This window comes from Acidimicrobiales bacterium, assembly GCA_034521975.1.
GTDB lineage: Bacteria > Actinomycetota > Acidimicrobiia > Acidimicrobiales > SKKL01 > SKKL01.
The window spans coordinates 457,712-477,054 of the sequence record JAXHLR010000006.1 but is presented as its reverse complement, the minus strand read 5'-3'; the positions used below and the strand labels follow the sequence as shown (position 1 = coordinate 477,054).

The 19,343-nt window shown below is 70.1% G+C and carries 18 protein-coding genes and 1 riboswitch; of the genes, 16 read left to right on the top strand and 2 right to left on the bottom strand.

Annotation, left to right across the window (positions count from 1 at the left end; translation table 11 throughout):
- Positions 1 to 58 precede the first annotated feature (58 nt).
- From U5K29_11690 to U5K29_11615, 16 genes are all read left to right on the top strand, one after another.
- Entirely contained in the window at positions 59 to 889 is an 831-nt protein-coding gene (locus tag U5K29_11690; protein ID MDZ7679203.1) for an SDR family oxidoreductase, read from the top strand.
- Between the two features lie 47 nt (positions 890 to 936).
- Positions 937 to 2,652, top strand: a complete 1,716-nt coding sequence (locus tag U5K29_11685; protein MDZ7679202.1) for an enoyl-CoA hydratase — start codon at positions 937 to 939, stop codon at positions 2,650 to 2,652.
- Complete coding sequence (locus U5K29_11680; protein ID MDZ7679201.1) at positions 2,652 to 3,938, top strand: LemA family protein; 1,287 nt, start codon at positions 2,652 to 2,654, stop codon at positions 3,936 to 3,938. The genes U5K29_11685 and U5K29_11680 overlap by 1 nt, the downstream gene beginning before the upstream one ends.
- 169 nt (positions 3,939 to 4,107) lie before the next feature.
- A complete protein-coding gene (locus U5K29_11675; GenBank protein ID MDZ7679200.1) occupies positions 4,108 to 5,325 on the top strand; it encodes an acetyl-CoA acetyltransferase in 1,218 nt (405 codons plus the stop codon).
- A 5-nt stretch (positions 5,326 to 5,330) separates the two neighbouring features.
- On the top strand, positions 5,331 to 5,732 hold the full coding sequence (locus tag U5K29_11670; GenBank protein ID MDZ7679199.1) for an OB-fold domain-containing protein: 402 nt from the start codon (positions 5,331 to 5,333) through the stop codon (positions 5,730 to 5,732).
- A gap of 3 nt (positions 5,733 to 5,735) precedes the next feature.
- Positions 5,736 to 7,337: an AMP-binding protein gene (locus U5K29_11665; protein MDZ7679198.1), complete on the top strand. Its 1,602-nt coding sequence runs from the start codon at positions 5,736 to 5,738 to the stop codon at positions 7,335 to 7,337.
- Complete coding sequence (locus U5K29_11660) at positions 7,334 to 8,245, top strand: SDR family oxidoreductase (protein ID MDZ7679197.1); 912 nt, start codon at positions 7,334 to 7,336, stop codon at positions 8,243 to 8,245. The genes U5K29_11665 and U5K29_11660 overlap by 4 nt, the downstream gene beginning before the upstream one ends.
- 50 nt (positions 8,246 to 8,295) lie before the next feature.
- Positions 8,296 to 8,445: a hypothetical protein gene (locus U5K29_11655; protein MDZ7679196.1), complete on the top strand. Its 150-nt coding sequence runs from the start codon at positions 8,296 to 8,298 to the stop codon at positions 8,443 to 8,445.
- A 200-nt stretch (positions 8,446 to 8,645) separates the two neighbouring features.
- Entirely contained in the window at positions 8,646 to 9,296 is a 651-nt protein-coding gene (gene msrA, locus U5K29_11650) for a peptide-methionine (S)-S-oxide reductase MsrA (GenBank protein ID MDZ7679195.1), read from the top strand.
- A 102-nt stretch (positions 9,297 to 9,398) separates the two neighbouring features.
- A complete protein-coding gene (locus tag U5K29_11645; GenBank protein ID MDZ7679194.1) occupies positions 9,399 to 10,598 on the top strand; it encodes a D-alanyl-D-alanine carboxypeptidase family protein in 1,200 nt (399 codons plus the stop codon).
- Between the two features lie 62 nt (positions 10,599 to 10,660).
- Positions 10,661 to 10,755: riboswitch (glycine riboswitch) on the top strand.
- A 158-nt stretch (positions 10,756 to 10,913) separates the two neighbouring features.
- Complete coding sequence (gene gcvT, locus U5K29_11640) at positions 10,914 to 12,074, top strand: glycine cleavage system aminomethyltransferase GcvT (GenBank protein ID MDZ7679193.1); 1,161 nt, start codon at positions 10,914 to 10,916, stop codon at positions 12,072 to 12,074.
- Entirely contained in the window at positions 12,071 to 14,932 is a 2,862-nt protein-coding gene (gcvP, locus tag U5K29_11635; protein ID MDZ7679192.1) for an aminomethyl-transferring glycine dehydrogenase, read from the top strand. Before gcvT ends, gcvP begins: the two co-directional genes overlap by 4 nt.
- A 66-nt stretch (positions 14,933 to 14,998) precedes the next feature.
- The gene (locus tag U5K29_11630) at positions 14,999 to 15,700 is read left to right on the top strand and encodes a hypothetical protein (GenBank protein ID MDZ7679191.1); all 702 of its coding nucleotides are present in this window, start codon (positions 14,999 to 15,001) and stop codon (positions 15,698 to 15,700) included.
- A 187-nt stretch (positions 15,701 to 15,887) separates the two neighbouring features.
- On the top strand, positions 15,888 to 16,265 hold the full coding sequence (locus U5K29_11625; GenBank protein MDZ7679190.1) for a hypothetical protein: 378 nt from the start codon (positions 15,888 to 15,890) through the stop codon (positions 16,263 to 16,265).
- On the top strand, positions 16,262 to 17,230 hold the full coding sequence (locus tag U5K29_11620) for a nucleoside hydrolase (GenBank protein ID MDZ7679189.1): 969 nt from the start codon (positions 16,262 to 16,264) through the stop codon (positions 17,228 to 17,230). Before U5K29_11625 ends, U5K29_11620 begins: the two co-directional genes overlap by 4 nt.
- A gap of 9 nt (positions 17,231 to 17,239) precedes the next feature.
- Positions 17,240 to 17,518: a DUF3499 family protein gene (locus U5K29_11615; protein ID MDZ7679188.1), complete on the top strand. Its 279-nt coding sequence runs from the start codon at positions 17,240 to 17,242 to the stop codon at positions 17,516 to 17,518.
- A 13-nt stretch (positions 17,519 to 17,531) separates the two neighbouring features.
- Here the strand turns inward: U5K29_11615 and U5K29_11610 are convergent, their stop codons facing one another.
- Together U5K29_11610 and U5K29_11605 are read right to left on the bottom strand one after the other, a co-directional pair.
- Positions 17,532 to 18,107, bottom strand: a complete 576-nt coding sequence (locus U5K29_11610) for a hypothetical protein (GenBank protein ID MDZ7679187.1) — start codon at positions 18,105 to 18,107, stop codon at positions 17,532 to 17,534.
- Positions 18,104 to 19,318 (bottom strand): hypothetical protein, encoded by a 1,215-nt coding sequence (locus tag U5K29_11605; protein MDZ7679186.1) that lies wholly within the window; start codon positions 19,316 to 19,318, stop codon positions 18,104 to 18,106. The genes U5K29_11610 and U5K29_11605 overlap by 4 nt, the downstream gene beginning before the upstream one ends.
- Positions 19,319 to 19,343 lie beyond the last annotated feature (25 nt).

The following is a 19,343-nucleotide window of genomic DNA, read 5'->3' as shown; positions in this document are numbered from 1 at the left end:
GGCCACCCGCCGACCATGGCTCGTGCGGTCGTACGATCCGGTGCCGTAGTGTCGGCCCATGGCCAATCTCAAGATCGATGAGCTGTTCAACATCGCCGGCAAGACCGCCCTCGTCACCGGGGGCTCGCGCGGGATCGGTGAGATGATCGCCGCCGGGCTCCTCGCCAACGGGGTGACCGTCTACATCAGCTCACGCAAGGCCGACGTGTGCAACGCCACCGCCGAACGCCTGCAGAACGAGTACGGCGGCACCTGCGTGTCGATCCCGGCAGACCTGTCCAAGCTCGAGGGCATCGACGGGCTCACCGCGGCGCTGAAGGAGCAGACCGACACCATCGACATCCTCGTCAACAACGCAGGTGCGTCGTGGGGTGCCACCCTCGACGAGTTCCCCGAGAACGGCTGGGACAAGGTCATGGACACCAACGTCAAGGGCGTGTTCTTCCTCACCCAGCGCCTCCTGCCGATGCTCGAGAAGAACGCCACATCCGATGATCCGTCCCGGGTCATCAACATCGGCTCGGTCGACGGGCTCACCGCTCCCGCCTGGGACACCTTCTCCTACAGCACGTCCAAGGCCGCGGTGCACCACCTCACCCGCCACCTCGCCGCACACCTCACGGGCCGCAACGTCAACGTCAACGCCATCGCCCCGGGCCCATACCCCACCTGGATGCTGTCGACCGGCGTCGGCACCGGCGGCGACGTCGAGGGCACCGACTGGGACCTCATCGGTCGCGGCAACCCGCGTGGCCGGGTCGGCACCCCCGAGGACATCACCGGACTGGTGGTCTTTCTCAGCTCGCGAGCCGGGGCCTACACCGTCGGCGAGGTGATCACGACCGACGGCGGCCAGATCAACGCCAGCCGCGGCATCCCCCAGGCGTAGGCGGGCCGGCCAGGGTCAGGAAGCAGAAGAGGAGAACGGGGTCGCCCGTGGGATTGCCGCTCGACGACATCCGGGTGATCGACCTCACGGTGGCCAGGGCCGGACCCACCTGCGTCCGCCAGCTCGCCGACTGGGGAGCCGACGTCGTTCGCGTCGACGCGCCCACCGGCGCTCAGGTGGGTGCCGGCGGGCCGCGGCGGGGTTCGGACGAGCAGAACGGTCACCGCAACAAGCGCTCGATCGCCCTCGACCTCAAGTCCGACGCGGGCTACGACGTGCTGATGCGCTTGGTCGACACCGCGGATGTGCTCGTGGAGAACATGCGCCCCGGGGTCAAGGCTCGGCTCGGCTTCGGCTGGGACACCGTCCACGCCCGCAACCGGCGGGTGGTCATGGACTTCCAGGCCGCCCGCTGGACCATCGACGGCGAGGTGCCCGCCCAGGAGGGCAACCACCACCCGACGATGATGCCGATGGGGTGCTTCGAGACCGCCGACGGACACCTCAACGTGGCCGGTCCGTCGGGCCGACTCTGGACCCGGTTCTGCGAGACGATCGGACGCCCCGAGCTGGTCGACGACGAGCGCTTCGACTCGGCGGCGAAGCGCCACGAGCACCGGGGCGAGCTGAACGGGATCATCGCCGACCGACTCCGCACCCGCGCCACCGCCGAGTGGGTCGACGCCTTCGCCGACGCCGGCGTGCCCGCCGGGCCCGGTCTACACCATCGACCAGACCTTCGCCGACCCTCAGGTGCAGCACCTGGCCATGACCGCGCCGGTCGACCATCCTGGCCTCGGTCGGCTCGACCTGGTCCGCCACCCGGTGACCATGACCGGCCCCGACGGCCAGGGGCGTACCGTTCGCCGCCACACCCCAGACCCCGGCGAGCACACCGACGAGATCCTCGCCGAGCTCGGCCTCGCCCGCGACCACCTCGAAGGAGCCCCGACCGAATGAGCACCACCCACGACACCGGCACCGACATGCTCCTCTGCGAGGTCGACGACGGTGTCGCCACGGTCACCTTCAACAACCCGGCCAAGCACAACGCCCTGTCGGCGGAGATGCGCCACGCCCTGCCCGGGCTCCTCCGGTGGCTCCAGGGCACCGCCGAGGTGCGGGTCGTGGTGCTGACCGGCGCGGGCGACAAGGCCTTCGTGTCCGGGGCAGACATCTCCGAGTTCGGCGACCAGCGCACCTCCCCCGAGGCCCGTGCCGCCTACGACGAGACCTTCGCCGAGGCGGGCCGGGCATGGCAGGCGCTCGAGAAGCCGATCATCGCCATGATTCGTGGCTACTGCATCGGTGGCGGGCTGGTGACCTCGCTCAACGCCGACATCCGCATCGCGGCCGACGACGCCTGGTTCGCCGTCCCCGCCGCCCGACTCGGGCTCGGCTACCAGTACTGGAGCATCGAACCGCTGGTCCGCCTCATCGGGGCGCCCAACACCGCCGAGCTGCTGTTCTCGGCCCGGCGCTACAACGCCGACGAAGCGCACCACATGGGCCTGGTCAACCGGGTCGTGCCCGTCGACCGGCTGCGCGACGAGGTCATGGACCTGGCCGCAGCCATCTGTGCCAACGCGCCACTCACCGTCGCTGCCTGCAAGGTCGGCATCCGCGAGGCCCAGCGCGAACCCGGCCGCCGCGACCTCGACCGGGTGCACGCCATGGTCGAGGCCTGCTTCCGGTCCGAGGACTACAAGGAGGGCCAGGCCGCCTTCGCCGAGAAGCGCGCTCCCGAGTTCCGGGGCCGTTGATGATCGCGCTGGGTGTTGCCGCGGTGGCGGCGATCGTCGCGTGGCTGCTGGACCGCCGACGTCGCAAGTACGCCGACCGTGCGACCACGCCCGCGGCGGCCCTGTTCGCCGGCCTCAACCTGGTGAAGGGTCGGGCATGGACCGCCAGGGCACTGACCAGTCGCCGCACCGGCACCGCATCGGTGTGGTGGGAGTACACCCTGGAGGAGGAGCGCCGCCACACCCGCACGGTCACCGACAGCAAAGGTCGGACCCGTACCGAGACCTACACGCAGTGGCACACCATCGAGACCCGCGAGGACGGACTCGACGAGTTCGAGGTCGTGGACGACACCGGCGCCGCTGCGGTCCGTCTCCGCGACGCGAGCGTGGTGCCCCGGCAGGTCCACTCCGAGATCTTCCGCAGCCAGGAGGCCAGTGGCATCCTCGGCCGGATCCTCTCGGCTGGGTCGGGTGCCACCGGACGCTACCGCGAGACCGAGAACGTGGTCGGCTACGGCGACGATCTGTTCGTCGTGGGGGAGTGCGTGCTCGACGAGGAGCGCTTGGTCCCGGTCCTTTCGAACAAGGTGATGGTCTCCACCCGCAGCGAGGAGTCCCACGTCCGGTGGCTGACCATCGGGGTGGCGGTAACCGTGCTCGTCGCCATGACGGCCATGGCCATCGGGGTCGCCACGCTGGTCCGGCCCGACGCTCCCACCGACCCGGTCGCCTGGGTGCCTGGTCTGGTCGCCGGGTTCGTTCTGCTCGTCATCGCCTGGGTCATCACGACCTACAACCGCCTCCGCCTGGTCGCCCAGGGCGCCGAGCGTGCGTGGAGCCTCGTCGACGTCCAGCTTCGACGGCGCCACGACCTGATCCCCGCGCTGTCGAACTGCGTCGCTGCCCACGCGGCCCACGAGCAGCGCAGCGTCGTGGGGGTGACCGAGGCCCGCATCGCGTCGGCGGAGGCCGATCCCGGCGACGAAGCCGAGGCGCTGAGCGACGAGGCCGAGGCCCAGACCCGGGCCCTGCGAACGATCCTCGCGGTTGCCGAGGACGCACCCGAGCTCACCGCCGACCAGTCGTTCGCCCGACTCCGGCGCGAGCTGGCCGACACCGAGGACCGCATCGCCGCCAGCCGCGGGTTCTACAACGACTCGCTGACCATCCTCCGCGATCGCCAGCAGCGGTTCCCGGGTTCGCTGGTCGCCTCGCGGGTACCGGTCGCACACCGCGACCTCATCGCCGCCCGTGGCTTCGAGCGGACCGTCCCCTCCGTGGAGCACGCCTTCACCGCATCCTGATGGGCCTGCGGTGCGATCGCTGCTCGACCCGGCGATGATGGTGCCATGTCGGCATCGCCCCCTCGAGGTGGCGTTTCGTGCCTGACGGCTCCGATGTCCTAGTGTGGGCGCCACGCCTGAACGGTGCGCTCAGGCACCCAGGGGGGACAAGCTAGGGGGGACCAACACCGTGAACGACCGGACCCTGCGCGGGGCCGCCGCCATCGTGGGCGTCTGTGACGCAGCGTCACCGACGGGTGTGCTCGACGACCACGGCCGGGCGCTCGAAGCCAGGATGGTCAAGGCCGCGCTCGACGACGCCGGGCTGACCGTCGACGACGTCGACGGCATCGCCTGCGCCGGCGCACCCGCCGGCCTCGCCGAGTACCTGGGGATCCACCCCCGCTATCTCGACGGCACCCAGGTCGGTGGATCGAGCTACGAGCTCCACGTCGAGCACGCGGCCGCGGCCATCGCCGCCGGCCTGTGCGAGGTGGTCATCGGGGTGTACGCGTCGACGCCGAGGGGTGCCCGCGAACGGATGCGCCAGCGCATGGCCGCCGGTGGAGCCGACCGCGGTGGCAGCGCCGGTCGTGGTGGCCCTCCCGGGGGCATGGGCGGGCCGAACCCCGGCGCCGAGTGGGAGCTGCCCTACGGGTTGCGCACCCCCATGGGGGCCTACGCCTTGGCCGCCAGCCGTCACATGTACGAGTTCGGCACCACCTCCGAACAGCTCGCCCAGATCGCGGTCGACACCCGGCGGTGGGCGTCGATGAATCCCAGCGCCCGGTTCCAGGACCCGATCACCATCGACGACGTGCTCGACTCGCCCATGCAGGCATCGCCGCTGCACCTGCTCGACTGCTGCCTGGTCACCGACGGGGCTGGGGCCTTCGTCATGGTCTCGGCCGAGCGGGCCGCCGACCTCGCCAAGCCGCCGGTCTACCTGCTCGGGGCGGCCAGCTGCGGCGACCACTCGATGATCAGCCAGATGCCCGACCTCACCACCACCGCAGGTGCGATCTCGGGTCCCAACGCCTTCGCCATGGCCGGCATGAAACCCGACGACGTCGATCTGTTGATGGGATACGACTCGTTCACCATCACCGCGCTGCTACACCTCGAGGATCTCGGGTTCTGTGCCAAGGGCGAAGGCGGCGCCTTCGTCGAGGACGGCAAACTCGGCCCCGGCGGCGGGCGACTCGCCATGAACACCAACGGCGGCGGGCTGTCCTACACCCATCCCGGCATGTACGGCATGTTCCTCATCGTCGAGGCGGTCCGCCAGCTCCGCGGCGAGCTCGGGCCGCGTCAGCTCGACGATCCCGCGGTCGCGGTCGCCCACGGCTCGGGTGGCCTGCTGTCCACGATGGGAACGCTCGTCCTCGGAACGGAGGCAACCCTGTGAAGCTGATGGAGCCACCCGAGAGCGACCACGGCACGCCGTTCTGGGACGCCACCCGCGACGAGCGGTTGATGCTCCCCTACAGCACCGCCACCGGCACACCGTTCTGGTATCCCCGTGAGGTCGCCCCCGACACCCTCGAACCCGGTGTCGAGTGGCGCGAGGCCAGCGGCGACGGAACCGTCTATGCCGTGAGCGTCCAGCACAAGACCGGCCCCGGGCGCGATCCCGACGACGGCCCCTACGCCGTGGCGCTCATCGACCTGCCCGAAGGCGTGCGGATCATGAGCAACGTGGTCGGCTGCCACCCCGACGACGTCGTCTGTGGCATGGCCGTGCGGGTGACCTGGCACGACCTGTCCGACGGCCGCAAGCTCCCCATGTTCACCCCGGTCGACCAGGAGGTCTAGCTGATGACCGACACCGCTGATGCCCCGAACCCCGAGCGTGAGCGGTTCATGGCGGCGATCGGGTCGGGAATGGCCCTCGCCTACTGGGCGGAACGCCAGCCCGACATCGCGGCCATCGTCTCCGAGCACGGCGACCGCTCCTTCGCCGAGCTGAACGCCAACGCCAACCGGCTCGCGCGGGTGCTGCGGGCCCGTGGGCTCCAAGCCGGCGACGGCGCTGCGCTGATGTGTGCCAACCGGCCGGAGTTCCCCGAGGTGGTGGCAGCGGCCCAGCGCAGCGGCATCCGCCTCACTCCCATCAACTGGCACCTCACCGCCGACGAGGCCGCGTACATCCTCAGAGATTGCGAGGCCAAGGCCCTCGTCGCCGACGCGCGGTTCGCCGAGACCGCAACGGAGGTGGCCCGTCAGGCGCCGGATGCCACCGTGTTGCTCGCGGTCGGTGGCGACATCGACGGCTTCGACGACTACGACACCACGATCGCGGCCGAGGACGGCACCGACATCGACGATCCCGTGCCGGGGGGCAACATGCTCTACACCTCGGGCACCACCGGCCGGCCCAAAGGGGTCAACCGCGACCGGGCCGCCCAGGCCCGCACCACGGCCACCACCGCGGCGACCGCCGCCTACCGGGCGGGGGAGTCGGTGCACCTGTGCACCGGACCGCTCTACCACGCCGCGCCCCTGGCGTTCTCACTCACGGTCCCACTGATGTCGGGAGCGGGTGTGGTGCTCATGGACGGATGGGGCGGTGAGGAGACCCTCCGGCTCATCGAGGCCCACCGGATCACCCACACCCACATGGTCCCCACCATGTTCCACCGGTTGCTCTCGCTCCCCGCCGAGACCAGGGAGCGCTACGACATCTCGTCGTTGCACTACATCATCCACGGCGCGGCGCCGTGTCCGGTGAGCGCGAAGAAGGCGATGATCGACTGGGTGGGCCCGATCATCCACGAGTACTACGCCGCCACCGAAGGAGCGGGCACGGCGGTCAGCAGCGAGGAGTGGCTCACCAAGCCCGGCACCGTCGGAAAGCCACCCACCGACGACCACGTCCGCATCCTCGACGCGGACGGCAACGACTGCGCTCCCGGCGAGATCGGCACTGTGTACCTGAAGGCGCCCGCCGCCCGGTTCAGCTACTTCAAGGACGAGGCCAAGACCGAGAGCAGCTACCGGGGGGACCACTACACCCTGGGCGATGTCGGCTACCTGGACGAGGACGGCTACCTGTTCCTCACCGACCGCAGCGCCAACCTCATCATCTCGGGCGGGGTGAACGTCTATCCGGCCGAGGTCGAGGAGGTGCTGCTCGGGCACCCGTCGGTCGGCGACGCCGCGGTGATCGGTGTTCCCGACCCCGAGTGGGGCGAGCGGGTGGTGGCCGTCATCGAACCCCAGCCGGGGATCGAGCCAAGCGATGCGCTCGCCACCGAGCTGGTCGAGCACTGCCGGGCCAACCTGGCGCACTTCAAGTGCCCCCGCCAGGTCGACTTCCGCCCTGAGCTGCCCCGCCACGACAATGGCAAGCTCTACAAGCGAATGCTTCGAGACGAGTACCGAACGGCTGCGGCCGACCGACAGGAGACGAGCACATGAGCGGGATCTGCGACGGACGGGTGGCCATCGTCACCGGAGCGGGGCGGGGCATCGGCCGGGGTCACGCCCTCGAGCTGGCCCGGCAGGGCGCGAAGGTGGTGGTCAACGACATCGGTGGCGCGGTCGACGGCAGCGGATCCGACGTCGGTCCCGCCCAGCAGGTGGTCGACGAGATCGCTGCCCTGGGAGGCGAGGCGGTGGCCAACACCGACAGCGTCGCCGACTGGGAGGGCGCCCAGCGCATGGTCAACCTGGCGATCGAGACCTACGGCAGCCTCGACATCCTCGTGAACAACGCCGGCATCCTCCGGGATCGCATGCTGTTCAACATGACCGAGGAGGAGTGGGACGCGGTGATCGCGGTCCACCTCAAAGGCACGTTCTCGCCCATGCGCTGGGCTGCTGCCTACTGGCGGGAGAAGGCCAAGGCGGGCGAGACCTTCGATGCCAGTGTCATCAACACCTCGTCCACCTCCGGGCTCTTCGCCAACCCCGGGCAGGGCAACTACGGCGCGGCCAAGTCCGGCATCGCCAGTCTGTCGATCATCGCCGCCAAGGAGCTCGCTCGTTACGGGGTGAGGGTGAACGCCATCGCTCCGGGCGCGCGCACCCGCATGACCGAGAACCTGGGTGGCGGCCGGATGGCCGCCGCCGGCGAAGGCGAGTGGGACCCCCGCTCACCCGACAACGTGGCGCCCCTGGTGACCTGGTTGGGTTCGACCGAGGCCACCGGCATCTCCGGACAGGTGTTCATCGTCGGTGGCGGTCGGGTGAACGTCGCCATCGGCTGGCAGCGTGGCCCGGGCGAGGACAAGGAAGCTCGCTGGGAGCCCGCCGAGCTGACCGATGTGGTGCCCAAGCTGGTCGAGGAGGCGGGCACGGCGCTCCCCCCACCGAGGGAGCGCTGAGCGATCGCCGATGAGGTGACCTGGGACCGGCCACCAAGGGGGCAAGCAACATGGGCGAGGGTGATCCCGCAGCGGCGTCGATGCTTCGTCGGTACTGGCCAGCGGTGGTCGTGGTCGTCGTGACCAACGCGTTCGTGCAGGAGCTGGTGGAGCGGGGGATCGAGTTCGATGTCGCCAGGAGTACCGCCCCGAGTGGGTGATGTCGGGACTCACCGGGCTCGACGTGCGCGGCTTCGCCCGCCAGTACGACCACTGGGGACGCTTCTTCCAAGGGGTGCACCTGGCGGAGCCGACGACGTGACCGAGATCTGGTGGGATCCCGACGCCCTGGACCCGACCGACTTCACTCGGCCGGTCCGCCTCTACCCTGGTGGCGAGAGTCCATCCGAGGAGGCGCCCCGTGTTCGGTCACAAGTCCCTGGAGATCCCGTCCCCCGAGGATGCCCTGGCCGGCCGCGACGAGCCGATGCCGGTGCCCGAGCGCCACACCGTGCTCGGGACACCGCTGGTGCCGCCGTTCCCCGAGGGGAGCGAGCAGGCGGTCGTCGCCATGGGCTGCTTCTGGGGTGCCGAGCGGGTGTTCTGGCAGTTGCCGGGCGTGTACACCACCGCCGTCGGCTACGCCGGGGGACACACGCCCAATCCCACCTACGAGGAGGTGTGCTCGGGGCGCACCGGCCACACCGAGGCGGTGCTGGTGGTCTTCGATCCCGAGATCATCAGCTACGAGTCGATCCTGCGGACGTTCTGGGAGGCCCACGACCCGACCCAGGGCATGCGCCAGGGAAACGACGTCGGCACCCAGTACCGGTCGGGCATCTACTGGGCCGACGAGGCGCAACGAGCGGTGGCCGAAGCGAGCCGCGACGGGTTCGCACGGGAGCTGGCCGCCGCCGGCTACGGCTCGATCACCACCGAGATCGCCCGGGCGGGGCGGTTCTACTACGCCGAGCCGTTCCACCAGCAGTACCTCGACAAGAACCCGTTCGGCTACTGCGGCCTGGGTGGAACCGGGGTGTCGTGCCCCGCTGGTCTGGCCTCCAGCGACTGACGACGTCGGGGCCGGATCCCGCCCCCAGCGCCGAACCTGCTAGGTTCGTTACGGTTTGATGACGGAACCGCTGGGCGCAAGGTGACGCCTCACAGGAGGGGCATGGTCAGCCGGACACGAGCACGTCGATGGGTGGCGCTGGTGTTGGCCGGGCTCATGTTGGCCTCTTCGGTCGCGGCCGAGGCGCAGTCCGACGACGATCTCCGGGCCGAGCGCGAGCGACTCCGCGAGGAGCAAGCGGCCGCTGCGGCCGAGGTCGACGTCGCCGAGGCCGAGACCGACGAGGTGCTCGACGCGCTGGGCGCGCTCGAGGCCAACGTCCGGGCCGAGGAGGCCCACCTCGAAGATGCCCAGCGGGCGGTGGCCGCGGCCGAGGAGCGGGTGGCCGAGGCACAGGAGGCCGAGGCTGCTGCCCAGGCCCGGGTCGAGGAGTTGCGCGACACGATGGCGCGCATGGCCGTCGACGCCTACGTGAGCCCGCCCGAGCAGGACAACCTCACCATCGTGCTCACCGGCGATCTCAGCACCGCGCCCGAGCGTCAGGCCCTGCTGGAGATGAGCGCCTCGAACCAGGCCGATGTGCTCGAGCGGTACCGGGCCGCAGTCGAAGACCGAGAGATCCAGACCCAGACCGCCGAGACGGCCAAGCAACGCGCCGAAGAGGCTCGCGCCGAGGTCGAGCGTCGGCTCGGCTCGGTGGCCGAGGCCCGTGACGACCAGGCTGCCGTTGCCGCTCAGGCACAGATGCGACTCGACGAGATGCTCCAGGAACAGCGACGCCTCGATGAAGCCGAGGATGCCATCACCACCGAGCTGGCCGAGCGCGAACGTCGGCGCCAGGCCGAGCTCCAGGCGGCGCTCGAGAGGGCGTCGGCTCGGCGGGGCCCGGCCAACGTACCCGGCCACGGGTCGATCGAGCTGGTGAGGGTCGGAGGCATCACGGTCAACGCCCAGATCGCCGGTCAGCTCGGCGCCATGCTGGAGGCGGCGGCGGCCGACGGCATCACCCTCACCGGTGGGGGCTACCGGGACAGCGCGCAGCAGATCTCGCTGCGGCGCGCGCACTGCGGAAGCTCGAACTACGCGGTCTATGAGATGTCGCCCAGCCGCTGCCGTCCCCCCACGGCCCGGCCGGGCAGCTCGTTGCACGAGCGGGGTCTCGCCATCGACTTCGTGGCCAACGGGCGGTCGATCACCTCCCGGGGCCATGCCGGGTTCCAGTGGCTGGCGGCCAACGCCGCCCAGTACGGCTTCCGCAACCTTCCGTCCGAGCCCTGGCACTGGTCGACCACCGGCGGCTGAGCCGCCGGCGTGACCTGCGCATCGGTCGAGGTGGCGGCCTCGGCTAGGGTGGGCGGCGCCGATGCACCACCACGGGAGAGTCCCCGGCCCGATGGGTCGGGGCGCCGAAGGAGCAACCTCCCCGGAATCTCTCAGGCACCAGGACCGTGGGGGTGGGGCAACTCTGGAAAGCAGCCCAGCCAGCAGCACCGGTCGGGCTCACCGACGGTGAAAGCGACCGGCCCCGGTCGGTAGCGAAGCTCTCAGGTCCCGTGACAGAGGGGGAAGCCCGGCACCGTGCCGGATCATCCCGAGCCCGTCGAGAGGACCTTCGCCATGAGCGATCCGCCAGTGTCACTGCGCCGGACCCCGCTGTTCGACCTGCACCGCGAGCGCAACGGCCGAATGGTCGACTTCGCCGGATGGAACCTGCCGGTGCGCTACGACCCGGGCCCGGTGGCCGAGCACTTCCACACCCGCGAGGCGGCGTCGCTGTTCGATGTCAGCCACATGGCGGTGGTCGAGGTGCACGGAGCATCCCTCGGCGATGCCGCCACCGCGCTCGAGTCGCTGGTGCCGGCCGACGTGGTGGGGCTGTCACCCGGCAGGCAGCGCTACACCATGATCACCAACGCGTCGGGCGGCGTGGTCGATGATCTCATGATCGCCGCCACCGGCGACTACCTCACCCTGGTCCTCAACGCCTCCCGGCGCGAGATCGACCTCGAGGTGCTGCGATCATCGCTCGAGCCGGACGGCATCGAGGTGATCGAGCGATCCGACCTGGCCTTGCTGGCCGTACAGGGCCCCGAGGCGGTGCGAGCGGTCGCCGCCCTGGCTCCGGGGGTCGAGGCGCTCGGGTTCATGGACATCGGGGTGTTCGAGGTGGCCGGGGTCGACTGCCGGGTGAGCCGTTCTGGTTACACCGGCGAGGACGGACTCGAGCTGCACGTGCCGGGCGACGAGGCAACCGCTGTCGCTCGTGCCTTGCTGGCGGGCCGAGGCGGCGTGGAGCTCGCGGGGCTCGCGGCTCGTGACTCGCTTCGACTCGAAGCCGGGCTGTGTCTCTATGGCAACGACCTCGACGAGACGACGACCCCTGTTGAGGCCGGCCTCACCTGGACCATCGCCGGGAGGCGGCGGTCCGAAGGTGGATTCCCCGGTGCCGATGTGGTGCACGCGCAGCTCGACGACATGCCGCCCAGGCTGCGGGTCGGCTTCTGCATCGATGGGCGCAGGCCGGTGCGGGCGGGAGCCGACGTGGCGGACCCGACGACCGGCGATGTGGTCGGCCGGATCACCAGCGGCGGCTACGGCCCCACCTTCGGCGGTCCGATCGCCATGGGATACGTTCCGCCACCGCTGGCCCGACCCGACATGGAGCTCGTGGCGGTCGAACGGGGCAAGGAGCTCTCGATGGTGGTCACCGAGTTGCCCTTCGTCACCCGCCGCTACCACCGTCCCAGCTCGGCACAGATCTTTCAGGAGGGCCGATGACCACCTTCGCCGACCGCCATCTCGGCCCCGACCACGACGAGCTCCACGTGATGCTGGAGACGATCGGTGTCGACTCGATCGATCAGCTGATCGACGCAGCCATGCCCCGCGCCATCCGCGACGCCGGCTCGCTCGTGCTGCCGGAGGCGGTGTCCGAGGCGGAGGCATTGGCCGAGCTGCGAGCACTGGCCGATCGCAACGAACGACGCACTTCGCTGATCGGGATGGGCTATGTGGGCACGATCACTCCCGGGGTCATCCAGCGCAACGTGCTCGAGAACCCGGCGTGGTACACGAGCTACACGCCGTACCAGCCCGAGATCTCACAGGGTCGGCTCGAAGCGCTCCTGAACTTCCAGACGATGGTGGCCGACCTGACCGGGATGGAGCTGGCCAACGCGTCGCTGCTCGACGAGGGCACAGCCGCCGCCGAGGCGATGACGATGTGCCGGAGGGTGAGCAAGACCGATTCGGATCGGTTTTTCGTCGATTCGACGGCCCATCCCCAGACCATCGACGTGGTGAAGACCAGGGCCGAGCCTCTCGGCATCGAACTGGTCATCGGCGACCCCGTCGTCGACCTTCCCGAGGCCGATCTGTTCGGTGCGTTCATCCAGAACCCGGCCACCGACGGTCGTGTTCGTGACCTGGCCCCCGACATCGCTGCGGTGCACGATGCGGGGGGCTTGGCGGTGGTCGCAACCGATCTGTTGGCACTGTGCCTGATGGTGCCACCAGGTGAGCAGGGTGCAGACGTGGTGGTGGGTTCGTCTCAGCGCTTCGGGGTCCCGATGGCGTTCGGCGGGCCCCACGCCGGGTTCATCGCCACCCGGTCCGACTTCGCCCGGTCGCTGCCGGGTCGCTTGGTCGGGGTGTCGGTCGATGCCGACGGTGGCACCGCCCTGCGTCTCACCTTGCAGACTCGCGAGCAGCACATCCGGCGGGAGCGGGCCACCAGCAACATCTGCACCGCCCAGGTGCTGCTGGCGGTGATCGCCGGATGCTACGCCGTCTACCACGGACCTGATGGGCTGCGTGAGATCGCCCGCGGGGTGAACCGGTTGGCCATCGACTTGTCCGAGGGGCTGGGGGCAGCCGGCGTGTCCACGGCGCACGCATCGTTCTTCGACACGGTGGTGGCGGTGGTGCCCGGCCAGGCCGACGCGGTGATGGGCGCGGCCGATGCGGAGCGCATCAACCTTCGGCGCCTGGACGCCGACCGAGTGGGCATCACCGTGGACGAGACCTCGACCGATGATCTGGTCGCCACCCTGGTGAAGCTGGTGGCGGGTGCCGCGGGCCACGATACGACCGGCGCCTCTCCGACAGCTGGCCAGCAACGCTCGATCCCCGCCGAGCTCGAGCGGCACTCGGAGTTCCTCGACCATCCGGTGTTCCATCGCCACCGATCCGAGACCGCGATGCTGCGCTATCTGCGGCGTCTGGCCGACCGGGATCTGGCCTTGGACCGAACCTCGATCCCGTTGGGGTCGTGCACGATGAAGCTCAACGCCACGGCCGAGATGGTGCCGATCACCTGGCCCGAGCTGGCCGAGATCCACCCCTTCGCGCCGCTCGACCAGGTGGAGGGGTACCGGCGGATCATCGCCGACCTCGAGGGCTGGCTGGCCGAGATCACCGGATACGACGCGGTGTCGATGCAGCCCAATGCCGGCTCGCAAGGCGAGTACGCGGGCCTGCTGGCGATCCGGGCCTATCACCGCAGCAGGGGCGACGAGCAGCGAACGGTGTGCGTGATCCCCTCGTCGGCCCACGGGACCAACGCGGCGAGCGCGGTGCTTGCCGGCATGGAGGTCGCGGTCGTCGCCTGTGACGACCAGGGGAACATCGACGTTGGCGACCTGCGGGCCACGCTGGCCGAGGTCGGTGATCGCCTGGCGGCGTTGATGGTGACCTACCCGTCGACCCATGGCGTCTATGAGGAGGCGATCGTCGAGATCTGTGAACTGATCCATGATCACGGCGGACAGGTGTATCTCGATGGAGCCAACCTCAACGCATTGGTGGGCCTGGCCCGACCGGGTCGGTTCGGGGCCGACGTCTCGCACCTGAACCTCCACAAGACCTTCTGCATCCCCCACGGAGGAGGGGGACCCGGTGTCGGGCCGATCGGCGTCCGTTCTCACCTGGAGCCGTTCCTCCCTGGCCACGGAGTGGTACCCGAGGCCGGCCCACACGGGAGCGGCGACCATGGCGTCGGCCCGGTGGCGTCGGCTCCCTGGGGGTCCGCGGGGATCTTGCCCATCTCGTGGATGTATGTCCGCATGATGGGTGCCGAGGGGCTGACGCGTGCGACCGAGGTGGCAATCGCCGCTGCGAACTATGTGGCCAAGCGTCTGGAGACCCACTACCCGGTGCTCTACCAGGGTCCGGGCGGGTACGTGGCCCACGAGTGCATCATCGACACGCGCCCTGCTCGCGACGAAGCTGGGGTGAGTGTGGACGACATCGCCAAGCGCCTGATCGACTACGGCTTTCACGCACCCACCATGTCGTTCCCGGTGGCCGGCACGTTGATGATCGAGCCCACCGAATCCGAGCACCTGGCCGAGCTCGATCGCTTCTGTGAGGCGATGATCGCGATCGCAGGCGAGATCGACCGGGTTCGTCACGGCGAGTGGGAGCGGACGGACAACCCGCTCGTCCACGCCCCCCACACCGCCGAGGTGTTGCTCGTCGACGGGTGGGAGCGTGGGTACCCCAGAGCATTGGGTGCGCTGCCCCCCGGCGTGGATCCCCGGTCGAAGTACTGGTCGCCGGTGAGTCGGATCGACCAGGCCTACGGCGACCGCAACGTGATGTGTGCCTGTCCGCCGATCGAGGCCTACGGCACCTGAGCCAGTCCCGTCCTCGGTACCGGTCGACGGGCCCGGAGGGTGCTCGTCGGGGGCTGACCAGGTCGGGTGGGCGGTGACGGGTTCAGGGTCGCTGGCGGTAGGTGGCGCTGGCTGGGGTCGCGGTCCGAGCGGCTCGGCACCGAACCGGCCCGGTCGCGGACGGTACCCCGCTGCGGCGCGGTAGACGCCTCGACGCACCCGCACGGCTCGGCCCTGTTCGCACTCGTAGCCCATGGCGTCGCTGAGCACTCGGACCGGGTACTTGGTGACGAGGGCGAATCCGTAGTGATGGAGGAGCGCGTGAAGGTCGCGCAGCGGGAGCTCGCCGTGGCGGTGCAAGATGGTGATGCAGACCGACCGCAGGGTGCGCCCGAAGAGCCAGATCGGTTCTTCGACCACGGGCGGGAGCGGATCCTCGTCGAAGTCTGGAGGGCGTCGGCCCTTCTTCCAGGGGATGACGGGCCACAGGTCGTCGCGGGCCTGGCTCAGCTCGCTGACGAGCTGGCGCCGCTTCGTGGCGAGATGGTCGAGTTGGTCGTCGATCGAGCGGATGGCGGCGAGTCGCTCCTCGCAGGCGATCTGCAACTGCAACCGGGTGCGACGATCGAGACCGCTGGCCATCCTGATGAACAGGTTCTGTTGGCTGAGCAACCCGTTGAGCTGGTGAGCGGTCGGCTCGGACATGGTGGGTACTCCCGGGGACCCGAGATCTCAAGGACGCCATCAGCCCGGCTGTCGAGGCCTCCCCATCCTCCCAACCCCCTCTGACACTCACCCACCACTCGGGGTCGAATCGACGTCGAATCGACCCCGAGTGGCGCGGGGCAGGGGTGGGAAGGTGGGGGGCGGGGAGGATGGGGCGAGCGGTGGCGGCAGTAGGGCCGCTACGGTCCTGGGGAGTCCTGCCGATTGGAGAGGATCCACACGTCGACCCCGCCGGGGAGGTGAGCTGGCGATGCCACGATGGCACGTTCACATCGTCCAGATGCGCGCTCGCGACATCAAGGTTGGCGACGTCGTGGCCAAGGATGCCTCGCGACACGACGGCTGGTTCCGCGTCCACGAGGTCAAGGCCCTCGCCGACGGCACCGTCAACCTGATCGACAAGGCCAACACCCGTAGCTTCACCGCCGGCCCCTTCGACCTCGTCGGTCTTCAGACCCCCGTCCCGCTCCCGGCCGAAGCCGAGCGAAACGTCCGGCGGGAAGAGGCGAGCCGCGACTCGGCCAGCGGTGCCACCACCCCTCAGGGCGCGGCTCGAGAAGCTGCGGCGCGCCAGTCCTCCGCCGGAGGGGACTCGGGAGGCTCGGCACGGGCCCTTCCCGGCTCGTGACCGTCGCCCACCGGGTCGTCGTCGACACCGACCCCGGCATCGACGACGCCATGGCCATCGCCGTCGCGCTCGCAGCCCCCGAGATCGAGGTGCTCGCCCTCACCACCTCCTATGGCAACCACCGTCTCGACGTCACCACCGCGAACGCCCAGCGCATCCTCGACACGCTGGGCGTGCCGGGCATCCCGGTCGTTCCCGGTGCCGAGCGTCCCCTCGTGCGATCTCGCGGTGCTGAGGCGACGAAGGTCCACGGTGACGACGGCCTTGGCGACACGGACCTACCAGGGCCATCGAGGCGATCCGCACCCGGTCGTCCCGCCGCCGAGCTCCTGGCCGACACCGTGACGTCCAACCCCGGTGAGGTCACCATCGTCGCCATCGGGCCGCTCACCAACCTGGCCATCGCGCTCGACCATGCCCCTGGCTTGGCGGACTCGGTCCGCCAAGTGGTGGTGATGGGGGGAGCATGGAACTGCGGTGGGAACGTCACCGCGGCGGCCGAGGCCAACCTGCACAGCGACCCACATGCCGCCGCCCGCGTCCTGGCCGCCGGCCTCCCGCTCACCCTGATCGGATTGGATGTGACCCGTCAGCTGCTCGCCGACCGCGACTGGCTCGACCGTCTGGCCGAGGTCGACACGCCCGCCGCGCGGCTCGTCGCCCGCACGTCCCAGCTCTATCACCGGTATCACGTCGCCGCCGAACGAGTCGACGGGATCCAGTGCCACGACGTGGCGACCATCGCCTACCTGCTGCGACCGGATCTCTTCTGCACCGAGCACCACCGGGTGCGGGTCGTGGCCGAAGGACACGAAGCGGGTGCCACCAGACCGGCCGGCGAGGTCGATGCGCCACCACCCATCGCGGTGGCCACCGGGGTCGATGCGCCCGGTGTCCTCGACCTGGTGTGGCGTCACCTCGTCGATCGGTCTGCCATCCCCCGTTCGGGACCCCCGGGTCGCTAGCGTGGGCCCATGTCACGGGTGTGCTCACGACCGGGTTGTACCGAACCAGCGACTGCGACCTTCGCGTACGCGCCGTCGCAGTTGGCGGCCTGGATCGGTGACCTCGCCGACGACCGGCGTGCGATCGGTCACGATCTCTGCGACACCCATGCCGATCGGCTCAGCGTGCCCGCCGGCTGGACCCTGACCGACGAGCGCACCCAACCCGAGCCGCGCGTGTCGCTCAGCGCGGTCGACCCTGCGAGCCCCATGCTGGCCCGGGCGTTCCGGGCTGCCAAGGCCAGCTGATCACCCACCCGGGTCACACCGAGAACACGCCTTCCACCGCGAAGGTCGCTCCAGCCACGACGGTGACCACCAGCCCGACGAGCCCGAGCCACCGCATGAGGCGGCCTCGTACACCGGCACCGCCGACCGCGGTCGCCGCACCCACGCCGATCACCATCGCCACCGACCCGGCGACGACCGGTGCCATCCCATAGCTCGCGCCGGCGGCCACGGCCAGCAAGCCGACCTGAGGCCGGGCCACGGCGGGGACAGCGACCGGCACCAGCGCAGCCTTCCAGGCGTCCATCGCCGGCTCCGCCGTCGGTGGGCCGACGAAGAGGTCCTTGACCCCGGTGCCCATGAGGACCAGTCCGACCGCCACCATCGCCGTCGGAGCGCTCACGTCGATGGCCTCGAGCAGGGGGGATGCGATCGCTGCCAGCACCACGAACAACGTCGCGGCGATCCCCGCACCGAGCGCCGCCACCCGTGCTGGTGGGCCACCGGTGGGCCGCGAGGTCATGGCCAGGCCTCCGGCCACCCTGGCGACCCGCTCAGGATTGACGGTGGTCACGATGGCCACGGCGGCCAGCCAGCCAGGTCCGTTCACGGGCGTGTCTCCTCGGCGTCGACGATTGAGAGGGTGAGCAACAGCGCCGACAGCGCGTGTTGCTGGTCGTCCATCTGGGTGAACCCGAACTGGAACCACGCGCCGCGTGCCAGATCGGGGCGAGGGTAGTCCTTCGCCTCCTCGGGGCTGACCTGGCGATCGGCCAGCATCCCCGCCACACAGCGCGCCCGCTCGGCGATCGGGTCGGCCAGGTGATCGAGACGTTCGTCGCTGGTCGCCACCTGCCAGAGCCCGATCAGCTGCTCTCCCACCGTGCCGAGCCCGGCCCCGAGGGTGCGGCGACCTCGCAGGAGATAGCGGGGCCAGGTGTCGACCCGTTGGGACTCGTAGCGGGTCTGGATCGATCCGAGCCCGGCCTGGCGCTCGACATAGGGCACCTGGACATCGGGCAAGGGTCGGTCGGGGTCGGGACGGTCGGGCCATCTCGTCACCACCCACATCCCGTACGCCGCCCAGTGGTCGGGGAGCTCAGGCCACCAACCTTCGGCCTCGTCCCGCTCGGTGGCGATGTAGCTCCCGACACGGAGCGCGGGTTCGTCCCAGCCCTCGTCGGGGAAGAGGAGGTGCATCGACGCCAGTGCCCAGTAGACCTCACCGGTGAAGAAGGGCGAGTGCAGCCCATGGCGGGGTTCCCGGCGACGGCGATCCCAGGACTCGACCACCGCCCCCGACGGCTCGACGTGGGCGACGAGGAACCGGCTCAGGTCGCGCATCGCATCGTCGTAGCGGTCATCGCCAGTGTGCAGGCGTCGTTCGGCGAGGCCGGCGACCAGCAGTGCCGAGGCGCCGGTGGTGACCCGGTTGGAGGACGGCTCGAAGGCGGCCCAGTCGTCGTGGCGTACCAGGTGGTCGAGCGCATACTCGGTCCCCGCGTCGGCCAGCTCCAGAGCGCCGTCGATCTCGAAGCCGGCCGCCTGGTACAGCGACATGACCACCCCCGCGTGACGGACGGTGTTGTAGTCGTCGATGACCTCGTCGTTGTTCGCGTCGTAGCGGTACAGCCACCGACCATCGTCGAGCTGGTTGCGGTCCAGCCACTCGACCGCGGCGACCGCGCCGTCCATGAGCGTGTCGGCGCTCACCACCGGACAGTGCTCGGGCAGGGCGACCACCACCCGCACGACCGTCGCCAGCACCGCCCACGACGCCAGGGCACCGAGCAGGCGGTGATGCACGCGTGGGGGAGACATGACCATGACCCTAGGCGTCTGTCTA